We start from the raw sequence: 13,178 nt of genomic DNA, 5'->3' as shown, positions 1-13,178 counted from the left end.
GTGGTCCGTTCTCCGTCGAGTGTTTTGTAAAATGGTGACGATACGAGGTCTGACACTGGGCGCGCTCCTACCACAAAAACTGGCATTTCTAACGGGCGCCGCCAGCCGGGGGCGCCCCTCGATGTTACCGACCTCGGCCGGTGGAGTGCGTATCTCGACCGGTCAGTCGTTGGCCTTCTTGGCCTTCTCGGCCAGGGCGTCGACGTGGCCGTCGACCGAGTCGGGCGCGATTCCCTTGATCTTCTCCGCGACGTCGTCGATCTTGTCGTCGGTCAGGAACTCCTTGGCCTTGTCGAGCAGACCCCCCAGACCCTCCTTGGCCTCGCCGGCAGCGGCCGCAGCCTTGTCCTTCGCCTCGTCGATACCCATGTTCGGCTCCTCGCGTCACGTCGTGCGGTGAGGCTCGTGCCTCACCACTCGGCAAACTACCGCCGCCCTGCGGATCCTTCCTGGCGAAGACACGCCGGGCGAGCTCGAGATCACCCACGACGACCCCCCTCCTCCTCCGGGCCGGGTGGTGAGCCGCCCGGTGAGGTCGTGTCGAGTGAGGTACGCGCTTGGCACACTATTTTGAACAAGGAGACGGCGATGTCCGCAAAGTGTGAGATGTACGATTCCGAGTGCATCCCGAGTGCTCCGCTCCCTGGCGTCGCCCCGCGCGCCCCGGCCCGCCGAGCGGGCATCATGTCGCCCGTGCCCTACACCCCCGTCCACGCCCTCGTCGCCCTCCCCCTCGCCGGCAGGCGGGCGCGTCGCGCGTTCTCCCCCGCCCTCCTCCTCTGGGCGCTGCCGGCGTTCACGATCGGCGCGATGGTCCCGGACGCTCCCCTGTTCCTCGACGTGCTGTGGCCCGGTACCGACGAGCTGGCCCACCCCACGCACCGTCTGCTGGGCGTCGTGACCGTCGACCTCGCCCTCACCGTGGCCTTCACGGCCCTGTGGGTCCTCGTGGTCCGCGGGCCCTACCTCGCCGCACTGCCTCGCCGGACACCCCTCTCCCCCGACGTGTCGACCCGGACCGCGCGCCCCCTCGCGATCGCGGCCGCCGTCGCCGGGTTCGCCGTGGCGGGGACGCTCACCCACGTCCTCTGGGACGACTTCACGCACCTGCGCGGGACCACTGTCCAGACCTGGGACGTCCTGCGGACCCCGGTCGCCGGGGTCGCGGCGTACAAGTACCTCCAGCACGGGAGCTCGTTCCTCGGGTTCGTCGCCCTCGCGGCCCTCGTCGTGCGCTGGTGGCGGACCGCTCGGCCCGTCGCGGCGCGGCAGCACCTGCGCTCCGCGGTCCTGGCCGTGGCGGCCGGCGCCGTGGTGGGGGTGCTCGGAGCGGTCGTGCGCCTGCTCGCGACCGACCAGGCGGTGACCGTCTTCTCGCTCGCCCGTCTCGCCGCGACCTACCCGGTGCTCGGAGCGGGCCTGGGGCTGGTCGTGTGGGCAACCGTGCGGACCGCTACCTCCCGTCGGGAGGCCGGGCGGCCCGTGTCCACGGGCGCTCCCGTCCCACCCTCGGACCGAGGGGGCCCGACGGCGTCACGTGCGTGACGTCGTCGGCTCCACCGGGCGCTCCGGTCAGGTGGGACGCACGTCCGCGCGGCGCTGCGCCTCCTCCGCGACCCCGCGCAACCGCTGGACGTAGGCAGACCATTCCTGGTCCGACAGCGGCGGGAGGTTGTCGCCGTCCGCCCTGAGCCCCGCGCTCCCGTCGGTGAGCTCGCGCAGGATGTCGGCGTGTCCCGCGTGACGGGTCAGGTCGCTCGTGACGTGCACCATGACCTGGAACAACGTGACGTCGGCGATCTCGGCAGGCCACCACAGGACGCGGCCGAGCGCGTCGAGGTCGAGCGCCGCGATCGTCTCGTCCGCGAACGTCCAGACCCTCCGGTAGAGGTCCACGACCGAGTCGGTGGAATCCTCGGCGGTCGCCCACATGTCGGCGTTGTCCTCGGCGTCCTCGGCGGCCCACGCGACCTCCTCCGGCGTGGGCCACGCCCGCCCGAACGTGCGACCGAAGTAGTCGATCTCCACCCCGGCGGCGTGCCTGACGAGGCCGAGCAGGTTCGTCCCCGTCGGGGTCGACGGCCATCGGGCAGCCCGTTCGTCGAGGCCGTCGAGCTTCCAGAGGAGCGCGTCGCGCGCTGCCTGGAGGTACCGCTGCAGGGTCGCCTTGTGGTCGGGCGCGTTCACGGCGTCGGACGGCTCGGACGCCGCCGCGGTCTGGGTGCTCTCCATCGGTCGAGTCTGCTGCCGCGGTCGAGGGGTGGCAAGACCGGGGCCCGTCCGTCTCCGGGACGACCGGGTTCCCCACCGGAGACGGTCGAGCATGGAGCCCCGGTCGGCGCGGTGCGTGCACGGCCGGACGGGTCGGCGCACGCCCCTGTGCCGCTCGGGTACCGGTACCGGCACGACCTCCCACGCGAGCCGGTCCGGCCGTATGTTCGAGACGTGCGGACCGTCCGGGCTCCGGCCCAGGCCTCGATGCGAGCCGACACCGACCGACGCGAGGAGCGACCACCATGACAGGACCGACGACGGCCTGGACCACCGACGAGCTGGACAGGATCGGCCGGGCCGAGGAGCTGCAGGTCTCCTCGAGGCGGCCCGACGGGACGCTGCGGCCGTACGTGACGATCTGGGTCGTGCGCGTGGGCGACGAGATCTACGTGCGCTCGGCCTACGGCCGTGAGAACGGGTGGTTCCGCCGTGCCCTCGTCGACCCGCGAGGCCGCGTCCGCGCCGGACGGGTCGAGAAGGACGTGGCGTTCGTCGAACCTCCGGGCACCGTGCACCCGGCCGTCGACGCGGCCTACCACGCCAAGTACGACCGGCACGGTCCGGAGATCGTCGGCACCGTGACCGGGACCGCAGGGGCCGCCGCGACCTTCCGTCTCGAGCCGCTCTCGTCCTAGCGCCGCGTCCGGGCGGGCCCCTCACCCCGCGGGTGCGACGTCGTCGACCGCTCTGAGCCCGTTGAGCGCGCGCGGGTAGCCGATGTACGGCACGAGCTGGGTCACCACGTCCACGAGGACCTCCCGTCCGTTGCCGACGTTGCCGTTCGCGGCCACGTGCCCGCGCACCTGCGGGTCGCAGCCACCGAGCGCGACGAGCATCGCGAACGTGAGGAGCTCGCGCGTGGGCAGGTCGAGCCCCGTGCGCGTGTAGTGGTCGCCGAAGCAGTTCGCGGACAGCAGGCGCTGGACGTGCACCTGGTCCGCGGGCGCGTTCGTGTAGAGCGACTCGACGACGTCGGCACCCACGATCTCCCGCTGGACGGCCAGCCCCATGGTGGCCCGGTCGTGCGGGGTCGTCGTCGACTGGCCCGGCAGCGGGAGCTCGACGCCGTGCTCGACCAGGACCTCGTTCGTGACGTGCAGGGCGTCGAGGACCTTGGCCATGCCCACGTACGGCACGCACTGGTAGACGATCTCCTTGACCTCGACGGGCGTGACGCCGACCGCGAGCGCCGCGCCGAGCATGGCCCGGTACTCCGCGGCCCCCTGGCACGCGACCAGCGCCGCGAGCTGGACCATGAGCCGGGTCCTCGGTGCGAGGCGGCTGTCGCGCAGGACCTCGTCGAACGCGAGGTCCTCGAAGTGCTCGACGAGCTCGGGGTCGGTGAACGCGAGCGTCGAGACCCGTCCTGGGAAGAGCTCGTCGCGCTGGGCACGGGCGGCGTCGCTGGGAGCCATGGGTGTTCTCCTCGTCGTGCGTGCGGGTCCGGGACGCTGCCCGGCGCGGCGCCCCGGTGGGCGCCGTCTCCAGTCCACGATGCTCCGGGCCGGGCCGCACCCGGGAGGCCCGGGTGGTCCGGGTACCGGTAGGGCTCCTCCCGGGGTCTCGGCCGGGAAGGGCCCGCTCGCCCGACGGCGTCGCGCCCCAGGTCGCCTGTCGTGGGTTCGCGGCGGTGCGGCCTGGGTAGGGTGTGCGCGTGACGAAGATCTCCCTCCCCCCGCTGCACTGGTTGTCCCACGAAGGCGCAGGTCAGGTCGACGGTGACGCCGTGACCCTGACGGCCCCGGCCGGCACCGACTGGACCGACGACGCCCTGGGTGCGCCGCCCCAGCACGCGGCCCCGGCCCTGGTGTTCGACGCCCCCGCCGAGCTGGCGCTGTCCGCGCGGGTCCGGGTGCCGTCGGAGCGCACGACGTTCGACGCGGGCGCCCTGGTCCTGTGGGCCGACGAGGCGCACTGGGCCAAGCTCTGCTTCGAGCAGTCGCCCCAGGGGCGGGCCATGGTCGTCTCGACCGTCACGAACGAGTACACCGACGACTGCAACTCGTGGGACGTCGACGACGAGTCGGTCCACCTGCGGATCGTCCGCACCGGGCCCGGGTGGGCCTTCCACGCCTCGCGCGACGGAGAGGCCTGGGAGTTCGTCCGCCTCTTCCGCCTCTACACCGACCTGCCCGTCAGCATCGGGTTCCTCGCGCAGGCGCCCATGGGCGAGGCGTGCACCGCGGTCTTCGACCGGATCGTCCTGGACGACGCCGCGCCGAGCGACCTGCGCGACGGGAGCTGACCGCGCAGGGAGCACCCACCGACGACGCGCGGGCCCGGAGAGCCTGTCGCGGACCTGCCCGCCGGACGGGGGCTACGTCGTGGAGGCGAGCTCCCGCAGAGGTGGCTGGGACTCGAGCAGGACACGCGCGACGGCGCGTGCCCTCTCGAACGGATGCGTGAAGGTCTCCATCCCGACCGTGACGATCGCACCCTCGTAGAGCAGCATCATCGCCCTCGCCAGCGACGAGGCGTCCTGCATCCCGGCCTGCCGGCACAGCTCGTCGAACAGCTCCAGCAGCCATGCCTTCTGGCGCGACACCTCGCCGAACACCGGGTGCCCGTCGTGCCCGTCCCCGACCTCGGCCCGCGCGTTGATGGCGCTGCAACCCTTGGGACTGTTCGCGTCGGACCAGGAGATGGCCGCGTCGAAGACCGTCAGCACGCGCTCGACGCCCGGTGCGGGCACCCGTGCCAGGTGGGCCTCGACGTGGTCCCGCCACCTGGCGTCCCTGTGCTGGAGGTACGCGACGACGAGCGCTTCCTTGGAACCGAACCGGTCGTACAGCGTCTTCTTGGTCACCCCTGCGGACTCGGCGATCGTGTCGACCCCGACCGAGTGGATGCCGCGTTCGTAGAACAGGCGCGACGCGGCGTCGAGAACGCGGCGGGCGCCTGGCGTCAGGGGGGTGAGCTCGGGGACCGGCATGACGTCGACTATACCAATCTGTATAGTCGCCGCATGAGTAAACAGATCGGTCTACTGCATCGCGGGGTGACGCTCCTGGCAGCGGTCGCCTTCGTGGCGACCTGGAGCTCGGGGTTCCTCGTCCCGGCCCTCGCCGTCGTCGAGGTCTCACCGCTCACGTTGCTCGTCTGGCGGTTCGTCCCCCTGGCGGCCGTGCTGCTCGTCCTGGCCCTCGCCCGCGGCGTCGCCCGCAGCGCCGGCGCGGCGGTGCTCCGACGCCAGGCCGTCATCGGTCTGTTCGCCCAGTTCGGCTACTGCGTCTTCGTCTACGCCGCGATAGCGGCCGGCATCGCGACGGGCACCGTCGCCCTGATCGACGCCGTGCAGCCGCTCGTGGTCGCGGTGCTCGTGGGCCCGCTGCTGGGCCTCCAGGTGCGTGGAGCACAGTGGGCGGGGCTGGCCGTCGGCGCCCTGGGGGTGCTGCTGGTCGTGCGGTCGCAGCTCGAGGGTGCCTCGGCACACCCGTCGGCGTACCTCCTGCCCCTTCTCGCCATGTCGTGCCTGATCGTCGCCACCTTCCTCCAGCGTCGGTCGGTCGCGCAGGCCGGAGTGCTCACGACGCTGACCGTGCACGTCGTCGTGACGGCTGCAGCGCTCGTCGTGGTCGCTGCGGCGACGGGGACGCTCGCGCCGCCCGCGTCGGCGACGTTCTGGCTCGCGGCCGGCTTCGCGGCCGCGTTCCCCACGCTGGCCGCCTACGGTCTCTACTGGTGGCTGCTGCGCCGGGTGGGCGTCACGGCGCTCAACGCGCTCCTCTTCCTGATCGCACCGGCGACGGCCGCCGGGGGTGCGGTGCTCCTCGGCGAGAACCTCACGGTCGTCACCCTCGTCGGGTTCGCGCTCTGCGGAGCCGGCGTGGCCGTCGTGTTGGCCTACGAGACCTCCGCGGCGGCGGACACCGGGCCGCGGGCGCGGGCGACGCGCCCGGATGAACCAGGCGGCTGCGAGGCGAAGGCGCCGGGGCGACCCGTCGCGCTCACCGCGGCGGGTACAGCTCGGGCGCCCCGGGGGGATCCTCCCCGACCAGGCCGTCGATCGACTCGCGGATCAGGTCGGCGTGCCCGACGTGCCGGGCGTACTCCTCGATGAGGTCGACCAGGACACGGCGCAGGCTCGACCTCTCGCCGTCGTCCCCTGGCTGCCAGACGAGCCGACGGTCCAGCCCGCCGTCGGCCAGCGCCTCGTCGACCGCCGCACGCGCCCGGACGACCGCCGTGCGCCACAGCTCGTACAGATACTGCGGGCTGTCGTGCGCCGCAGAGGTCCAGGGCCACTCCGGGGACAGGTCCCAGTCGACCGTGTCCCAGGGCTCGCCCGGCGCCCTGCCGTGGAGCATGGTCGAGAACCAGAGCTCCTCGGCGAACGCGAGATGCTTGAGAAGACCGCCGAGCGTGATCGCAGAGGCCGCGACCCTGACCCCGAGGTCCTCGGCGTCGAGCCCGCCGACCTTCCACGCGAACGTCGCCCGCTGACGCTCGAGCGAGCCGAGGAGCGTCGCGACCTCGTCCCCCGCGACGGGCGGCTCGATCAGCTCCCGGTCGTGCGTCGCCTCGTCCATGAGCTCCTCCAGGTGGGTGCGATCCGACCGTTCCCACTGTAGGCAGCACAGGCTCTGGCCGGGCGACGAGCGCGCACGCGCTCGAGGCCGATCAGCCGCGGCGCGCAAGACGCGGGTAGTCGATCACGAGGCCGTCGGCGTCGACCGTGAGGTCGGCCGTGAAGTCTCGTGAGGCGCTCGTGTAGGTGACGACCCCGCGCCCGATAGCCGGGTCGTACGGGGCGCCGGCCGCGTACACCTGCTCGCTGCGCACGACGCGGAGCGAGGGGACGTCGACCCAGGCCATGGTCAACGCGGTCACCGCGGGAGCCTGCGCACCCAGGAGCCCCAGACGCAGGATCGGCATGGAGTTCGTCACGGGGCACAGCGCGAGGTCGCAGTCGAGCGCGCCCGCGAGCGCCGCCGGGTCCTCGAGGCCGGGGGTCGCGAGGTCGACCGGGGCCGCACCGGAGTGCGAGACCTCCGCGCTCCACTCTCCTGACCCCGCCCGCTCGAGCTGGAGGTCCCGGGACCAGCCCTGTCCCCGCACCGTCACCTCGAGCCGGCGCGTGACCCAGTGCGGCCCGGTGGTCAGGGACCAGGCCGTCACGTAGGTCGGGCCGCGTGACGTACCGAGGCACTCGAACCGGTCCGCGCCGAGCGAGAGGACCGCGGTGTCCACGCGGTCCGGGTCGTCCTCCCCCACCCACGAGACGTGTCGACGCGTCATGTCCACGCTCCTTCGTCACGAGCGGTGCACGGGCCCTGCCCGTACCGTTCCTGCCGGTCTACCAGGCTTCCGACGGGCTCGACACCCGGACGACGCGCGACTCTCGCGCGACGCCTGGGGAGCCCCTGTGCCGCCGCCCGGCGCGGACGACAGGCGGGCCCTTGGTCCGACGACGCGGGTGACCAACGTCCCGACCTCAGGGAGGAAGGTCCCGGCTCGCCCGGGATTGGCCACTACATGTGGGCTTACATGGGTGTAATTGCTACTACATCTAGTTCCAACTGCGTCTCGGCGCGCCGGTGAGATCGTGCCGGCCCGAGGCGTCCGTCGAGAGGTTGTGGTCGCACATGAGCCCGGTCGAGGTCGCGCAGGACGAGGACGTCGCGTCACAGGAGGCGACGTCCCTGACGGTGCTCAAGAGGGACGGACGTCGGCTCCCCTTCGACGACGCCCGCATCCGGGCGGCGCTCCGCAAGGCCTACGAGGACGTCCACGGCGACCTCTCGCCCCTCGTCGAGCAGACCCTCGACGGCGTGCTCGAGCGGGTGGTCGCGGAGATCTCGGTGCGCTTCGCCGACGTCGTCCAGATCTACGAGATCCAGGCCGTGGTCGAGCACGAGCTCCTCGAGTCGCGCGAGTACGACGTGGCCCGCGCCTACATCGACTACCGGGTCCAGCGGGACTTCGCGCGCAGCAGGTCGACCGACCTCAACCACTCGATCGTCGGCCTCATCAGCAAGGACTCGGCGGTCGTCTACGAGAACGCGAACAAGGACTCGGACGTCTTCAACACCCAGCGCGACCTGACGGCCGGGGCCGTGGGCAAGGCGGTCGGCCTGCGCATGCTGCCGCCGCACGTGGCCAACGCGCACCAGAAGGGCGACATCCACTACCACGACCTCGACTACCACCCCTACGCGCCCATGACGAACTGCTGCCTGATCGACTTCCGGACCATGCTGTCCGAGGGGTTCCGCATCGGCAACGCCCAGGTCGAGCCGCCCCGCTCGATCCAGACCGCGGCCGCGCAGATCACGCAGATCATCGCGAACGTCGCCTCGAGCCAGTACGGCGGGTGCTCGGTCAACCGGATCGACGAGCTCCTGGCCCCCTACGCCGCGCTGAACCACGCCAAGCACCTCGTCGAGGCCGAGCGCTGGATCCCGGACGCCTCGGCGCACGACGCGTACGCCCGGGCCAAGACGTCCAAGGACATCTACGACGCGATGCAGAGCCTCGAGTACGAGATCAACACGCTCTTCACGTCCAACGGGCAGACGCCGTTCACCTCGGTCGGGTTCGGGCTCGGCACGGGCTGGCTCGAGCGCGAGATCCAGCGCGCGATCCTGCAGATCCGGCTCAAGGGGCTGGGCGCCGAGGGGCGCACCGCGATCTTCCCCAAGCTGATCTACACGTTGCGGCGCGGCCTCAACCTGGAACCGGGGGACGAGAACTACGACATCAAGGAGCTCGCGGTCGAGTGCGCGACCAAGCGCATGTACCCCGACGTGCTGAGCTACGACAAGATCGTCGAGCTCACGGGCAGCTTCAAGATGCCCATGGGCTGCCGCTCGTTCCTGCAGGGCTGGCAGGACGAGGACGGGAACGACGTCGTCGAGGGCCGTATGAACCTCGGCGTCGTGACGCTCAACCTGCCGCGCATCGCCCTCGAGGCCCAGGGCAGCCAGGAGGCGTTCTGGGCGCTGCTCGAGGAGCGGCTCGTCACGGTGCGCGACGCGCTGGTGTACCGGATCGAGCGCTGCAAGCAGGCCGTGCCGGGCAACGCCCCGATCCTGTACGTGCACGGAGCGTTCGGCGAACGTCTCGCGCCCGAGGACGACGTCGACCAGCTCTTCCGCGCGGGGCGCGCGACGGTCTCGCTCGGGTACATCGGGTTGTACGAGGTCGCCGCGGCCTTCTACGGGGGCGCCTGGGAGCAGGACCCCGAGGCCAAGGAGCTCACGCTGCGGGTGCTGCGCGAGCTGCACGCGCACACCCGGGCCTGGACGGCCGAGCACGGCTACCACTTCAGCGTGTACTCGACGCCGAGCGAGAGCCTGACGGACCGGTTCGCCCGCATGGACCGCGAGAAGTTCGGCGAGGTCGCGGACATCACCGACAAGGAGTACTACACCAACAGCTTCCACTACGACGTGCGCAAGGACCCGACGCCGTTCGAGAAGCTCGACTTCGAGATGGACTACCCGCAGTACGCGTCGGGTGGGTTCATCCACTACTGCGAGTACCCCGTGCTCCAGCAGAACCCCAAGGCGCTCGAGGCCGTGTGGGACTACGCCTACGACCGCGTGGGGTACCTGGGCACGAACACCCCGATCGACCGCTGCTACGCGTGCGGCTACGCGGGCGACTTCACGCCGACCGCGCGCGGCTTCGCGTGCCCGGGCTGCGGGAACACCGACCCGCGGACGTGCGACGTCGTCAAGCGCACGTGCGGGTACCTGGGCAACCCGCAGCAGCGGCCCATGGTGCACGGCCGGCACGTCGAGATCTCCTCGCGCGTCAAGCACATGGCCGGACCCGTGAGCCTCGGCGAGGTCGGCGTCGCCGGGGTGGTTCGCGGCGCGACGCTCGCGGCCCCCACGGGCCCCGCGGAAGCCTGAGGCCGTCGTGCCGCGGGAGCCGCAGCCGGGCTGGCGCTCGGAGCGCTTCAGCCAGGGCTACGTCGCGGACTACAAGCCGTTCGTGTTCGTCGACGGCGAGGGCGTGCGCTGCAGCCTCTACGTGAGCGGGTGCCTGTTCGCGTGCGAGGGCTGCTTCAACGAGGCGACCTGGAGCTTTCGCTACGGCTCCGCGTACACCGACGAGCTCGAGGACCGCATCCTGGCGGACCTCGCGCACGAGTCGGTGCAGGGCCTGTCGCTGCTCGGCGGCGAGCCGTTCCTCAACACGGGCGTGTGCCTGCGGCTCGTGCGTCGCGTGCGTGAGCGGTTCGGCCGGTCCAAGGACGTGTGGTGCTGGAGCGGGTTCACGCTCGAGGAGCTGCGCGAGGGCTCGCAGGACAAGCAGGACCTCCTCGCAGGTCTCGACGTCCTGGTCGACGGCCGGTTCGAGATCGCGCGCCGCGACCTCACGCTCCCGTTCCGCGGGAGCACCAACCAGCGCGTCCTGTCGGTCCCGGCCTCGCTCGCTGCGCGCAGCGCGGTCCCGTGGTCGCCGGCGCGCGAGACCCGGCGGAGCGCCTGACCTCCCCTGCCCGACGGCGTCGCGCCCCTTCCGCGCGAAGGTCCGCGACGTCGTCGGGCAGGCCGGGACGACGCGGCGCTGGTCTCCTCGGCGTGGGACCGACCCTCCGACGGGGTCGAGACGGGGTAGAACTGGGTGATGCGCACGAACCCCCACGAACTCACCCATCAGGTGCTGGCCGCCCGCGGCGTCGGCGGCCACCGCCAGTACCGCATCCCCGCCCTCGCCGTCACCACGCGAGGAACCGTCCTCGCGGCCTACGACGGGCGCCCCAACCTCGACGACCTGCCGAACACGATCGACCTCCTGGTCCGCCGTAGCCTCGACCACGGACGCACCTGGGAGCCCCAGCAGGACGTGCGCGTCGGCACGGGGCTCCAGGGGTTCGGCGACCCGAGCCTGCTCGTCGACAAGGTCACCGGACGGGTCTTCTGCTTCCACGCCGCAGGGACCCACGCGGGGTTCTTCGAGGCTGCCCCGGGCCTCGAGCCCGAGGACGACGTCCAGCACGTCGACCTGTCCTTCTCCGACGACGACGGCCTGACGTGGAGCCACCGCCGCGTGACGGCCTCGCTCAAGCCGCAGGGCGTCACGGGACTGTTCGCGGCGGCCGGCGCGGGCATCCAGCTCGAGACGGGACCGTACGCGGGCCGGCTGGTCCAGCAGATGGTCCTGCTCCTGCACGGCGAGATCCGCGCCGCGTCGGCCTACTCGGACGACCACGGCGACTCCTGGACCCTGGGCGACCCCACGGGCCCCGGCGCCAACGAGAACAAGGTCGTCGAGCTGAGCGACGGCCGCATCCTGCTGAGCTCGCGCGCGAAGGGCTGCCGGTTGCAGGCCGTCTCGACCGACGGCGGCCACACCTACGGGCCGCTGACACCGGTGCCGGACCTGCCCGACCCGAGCGACAACGGGAGCGTCCTGCGGCTCGGTGCCCCGACCGACCCGGCCGCTCCCCTGCTCGCGACGACCAACCGCGACGCCGACCTGCGCCGCAACACCGTGCTCAGCGTGTCGCACGACGAGGGCGCGACCTGGCGGCCCGCCCTGACGATCTGCGCGGGCTCGAGCGCCTACTCGACGGGAGCCGTGCTCGCCGACGGGGCCCTCGGGGTGCTCTACGAGCGTGACGGGTACCGCGAGATCGTCTTCGCGCGGGTCGAGCCCGAGGCGCTCTCTCCCGCAGCCCTCGGGGAGGCCGTCGAGACATTCGTGGACGACGACGGCGGCGAGTTCACCATGGTGCTGCGCTCGATCACCCCGGGGCGCCCCGCGCAGTGGGTCAGCGTGGGCGCGTCGCACGTCATCTCGGCCGAGGGCGGCGACTGGGGCGTGCACACCTGGAAGGAGATCGGGCAGGGGTACGACGGCGACCAGGTGCTCGGCACGCGCGAGGCCCAGGACGCCAACTACGGGCCGGCTGCGCCGGGCCTGCGGGCCGGCGACATCCTCGCGTTCACCGGGCGCTACCGGCACCAGGGCGAGGTGCCCGTCAGCGCTGGGCTGAGCGGGAGCTTCGACGGCGACGTCCCCGCCGACTTCCCCGCCGTCCGGCTCTCTCCCGGTGAGGCCGTCCTGTACTTCACGCCGACCTACACCGTGACCGCGGACGACGTGGCACGCGGCGAGGCTCGCGTCGAGTGCGCGGTCCAGGCCGGCGACGCCCGCTTCGAGCGGGCGTTCCGCGCGGACACCGTGACCGGCGAGGTCGTGCCGGTCGAGCGCTGACGGCCCTCCCCCGGACCGCAGACCCGCGGGCGCGCGATCCGGGGGCGCGGGTCAGGGCGGTGCGTCGGGGAGGGCGCGGGCCTCGGCGTCGGCGTCGGCGTCGGACGTGAGGTCGGTGCGGGTGTGGGCTCGTTCGCCCTGCGGGCCGAACAGGCTGAGCACCTCGGCGCCCTCCCGGCCCGTGCTGCCGAACCAGTGGGGCGTGCGGGTGTCGAACTCGGCGACCTCCCCGGCGTCGAGGACGAGGTCCCGGTCGCCCACGACGAGCCGCAGCCGGCCGGTCAGCACGTACAGCCACTCGTAGCCGTCGTGCGTCGTGAGCACGGGCTCGGCAGCCTTGCGCGGGACGAGGATCTTCCAGGCGTGCTGGCTCGCGGGCTGCCGGGTCAGGGGCACGACGACCCTGCCGTTGACCCTGCGAGGCGTGAGCCGGATGCGGGGGTCTCCCGTCTCCGGGGCGCGCACGAGCTCGTCGAGCGGTACGCGGTACGCGTGGGCGAGCAGCAGGAGGAGCTCGAGGCTCGGCTTGCGCCCCCCGGTCTCGAGGCGTGACAGCGTGCTCTTCGAGATCCCCGTGGTGTCCGCGAGCGCCGCGAGGGTGATCCCGCGTCGCCGCCGGAGGGCGCCGAGCCGTGGCCCGACCTGGTCGAGCGCGCGCCCGATCGTTGCTGTGGGGTCGTCCATCCCACCATCCCACCATCGCGTCCCAGTTCCGGCAACATCCATTGCCG

General features: G+C 72.2%; 14 protein-coding genes. 7 read left to right on the top strand and 7 right to left on the bottom strand.

The window, feature by feature from the left end; translation table 11 throughout:
* Nucleotides 1–162: 162 nt before the first annotated feature.
* Nucleotides 163–369, bottom strand: coding sequence for a hypothetical protein (locus ACFWFR_RS02155; RefSeq protein WP_191805100.1), 207 nt, complete (start codon nt 367–369; stop codon nt 163–165).
* A gap of 324 nt (nt 370–693) precedes the next feature.
* On the opposite strand from ACFWFR_RS02155, the gene ACFWFR_RS02150 reads away from it, so the two are divergent.
* Nucleotides 694–1,545 (top strand): DUF4184 family protein, encoded by an 852-nt coding sequence (locus ACFWFR_RS02150; RefSeq protein ID WP_377620866.1) that lies wholly within the window; start codon nt 694–696, stop codon nt 1,543–1,545.
* A 27-nt stretch (nt 1,546–1,572) separates the two neighbouring features.
* Here the strand turns inward: ACFWFR_RS02150 and ACFWFR_RS02145 are convergent, their stop codons facing one another.
* The gene (locus tag ACFWFR_RS02145; RefSeq protein WP_377620864.1) at nt 1,573–2,232 is read right to left on the bottom strand and encodes a DinB family protein; all 660 of its coding nucleotides are present in this window, start codon (nt 2,230–2,232) and stop codon (nt 1,573–1,575) included.
* Nucleotides 2,233–2,516: 284 nt separating this feature from the next.
* On the opposite strand from ACFWFR_RS02145, the gene ACFWFR_RS02140 reads away from it, so the two are divergent.
* A complete protein-coding gene (locus ACFWFR_RS02140) occupies nt 2,517–2,909 on the top strand; it encodes a DUF2255 family protein (RefSeq protein WP_377620863.1) in 393 nt (130 codons plus the stop codon).
* A 21-nt stretch (nt 2,910–2,930) separates the two neighbouring features.
* Here the strand turns inward: ACFWFR_RS02140 and ACFWFR_RS02135 are convergent, their stop codons facing one another.
* Nucleotides 2,931–3,689: a carboxymuconolactone decarboxylase family protein gene (locus ACFWFR_RS02135; protein ID WP_377620861.1), complete on the bottom strand. Its 759-nt coding sequence runs from the start codon at nt 3,687–3,689 to the stop codon at nt 2,931–2,933.
* A gap of 239 nt (nt 3,690–3,928) precedes the next feature.
* Between ACFWFR_RS02135 and ACFWFR_RS02130 the strand changes: the two genes are divergently transcribed.
* A complete protein-coding gene (locus ACFWFR_RS02130; protein ID WP_318244603.1) occupies nt 3,929–4,519 on the top strand; it encodes a DUF1349 domain-containing protein in 591 nt (196 codons plus the stop codon).
* Between the two features lie 72 nt (nt 4,520–4,591).
* Here the strand turns inward: ACFWFR_RS02130 and ACFWFR_RS02125 are convergent, their stop codons facing one another.
* Nucleotides 4,592–5,206, bottom strand: coding sequence for a TetR/AcrR family transcriptional regulator (locus ACFWFR_RS02125; protein WP_377620858.1), 615 nt, complete (start codon nt 5,204–5,206; stop codon nt 4,592–4,594).
* Between the two features lie 33 nt (nt 5,207–5,239).
* Between ACFWFR_RS02125 and ACFWFR_RS02120 the strand changes: the two genes are divergently transcribed.
* On the top strand, nt 5,240–6,334 hold the full coding sequence (locus ACFWFR_RS02120; protein ID WP_377620857.1) for a DMT family transporter: 1,095 nt from the start codon (nt 5,240–5,242) through the stop codon (nt 6,332–6,334).
* On the opposite strand, the gene ACFWFR_RS02115 is transcribed toward ACFWFR_RS02120, so the two are convergent.
* Complete coding sequence (locus tag ACFWFR_RS02115; RefSeq protein WP_377620854.1) at nt 6,222–6,803, bottom strand: DinB family protein; 582 nt, start codon at nt 6,801–6,803, stop codon at nt 6,222–6,224. The two genes, ACFWFR_RS02120 and ACFWFR_RS02115, sit on opposite strands and share 113 nt — an antisense overlap.
* A 91-nt stretch (nt 6,804–6,894) precedes the next feature.
* On the bottom strand, nt 6,895–7,512 hold the full coding sequence (locus ACFWFR_RS02110) for a putative glycolipid-binding domain-containing protein (protein ID WP_191804927.1): 618 nt from the start codon (nt 7,510–7,512) through the stop codon (nt 6,895–6,897).
* A gap of 347 nt (nt 7,513–7,859) precedes the next feature.
* Here ACFWFR_RS02110 and nrdD point away from each other — a divergent pair, with 347 nt between their 5' ends.
* The 3 genes from nrdD (at nt 7,860) to ACFWFR_RS02095 (ending at nt 12,447) form a co-directional block, all read left to right on the top strand.
* On the top strand, nt 7,860–10,133 hold the full coding sequence (gene nrdD, locus ACFWFR_RS02105) for an anaerobic ribonucleoside-triphosphate reductase (RefSeq protein ID WP_377620852.1): 2,274 nt from the start codon (nt 7,860–7,862) through the stop codon (nt 10,131–10,133).
* A gap of 7 nt (nt 10,134–10,140) precedes the next feature.
* Complete coding sequence (nrdG, locus tag ACFWFR_RS02100; RefSeq protein ID WP_377620850.1) at nt 10,141–10,716, top strand: anaerobic ribonucleoside-triphosphate reductase activating protein; 576 nt, start codon at nt 10,141–10,143, stop codon at nt 10,714–10,716.
* Nucleotides 10,717–10,854: 138 nt separating this feature from the next.
* Entirely contained in the window at nt 10,855–12,447 is a 1,593-nt protein-coding gene (locus ACFWFR_RS02095) for an exo-alpha-sialidase (RefSeq protein ID WP_377620848.1), read from the top strand.
* 51 nt (nt 12,448–12,498) lie between these two features.
* On the opposite strand, the gene ACFWFR_RS02090 is transcribed toward ACFWFR_RS02095, so the two are convergent.
* Complete coding sequence (locus ACFWFR_RS02090; protein ID WP_377620847.1) at nt 12,499–13,131, bottom strand: helix-turn-helix domain-containing protein; 633 nt, start codon at nt 13,129–13,131, stop codon at nt 12,499–12,501.
* Between the last annotated feature and the right edge of the window lie 47 nt (nt 13,132–13,178).

Source organism: Oerskovia sp. NPDC060287 (assembly GCF_042726775.1).
GTDB lineage: Bacteria > Actinomycetota > Actinomycetes > Actinomycetales > Cellulomonadaceae > Oerskovia > Oerskovia merdavium.
This window is presented reverse-complemented; position numbering and strand designations above follow the sequence as displayed.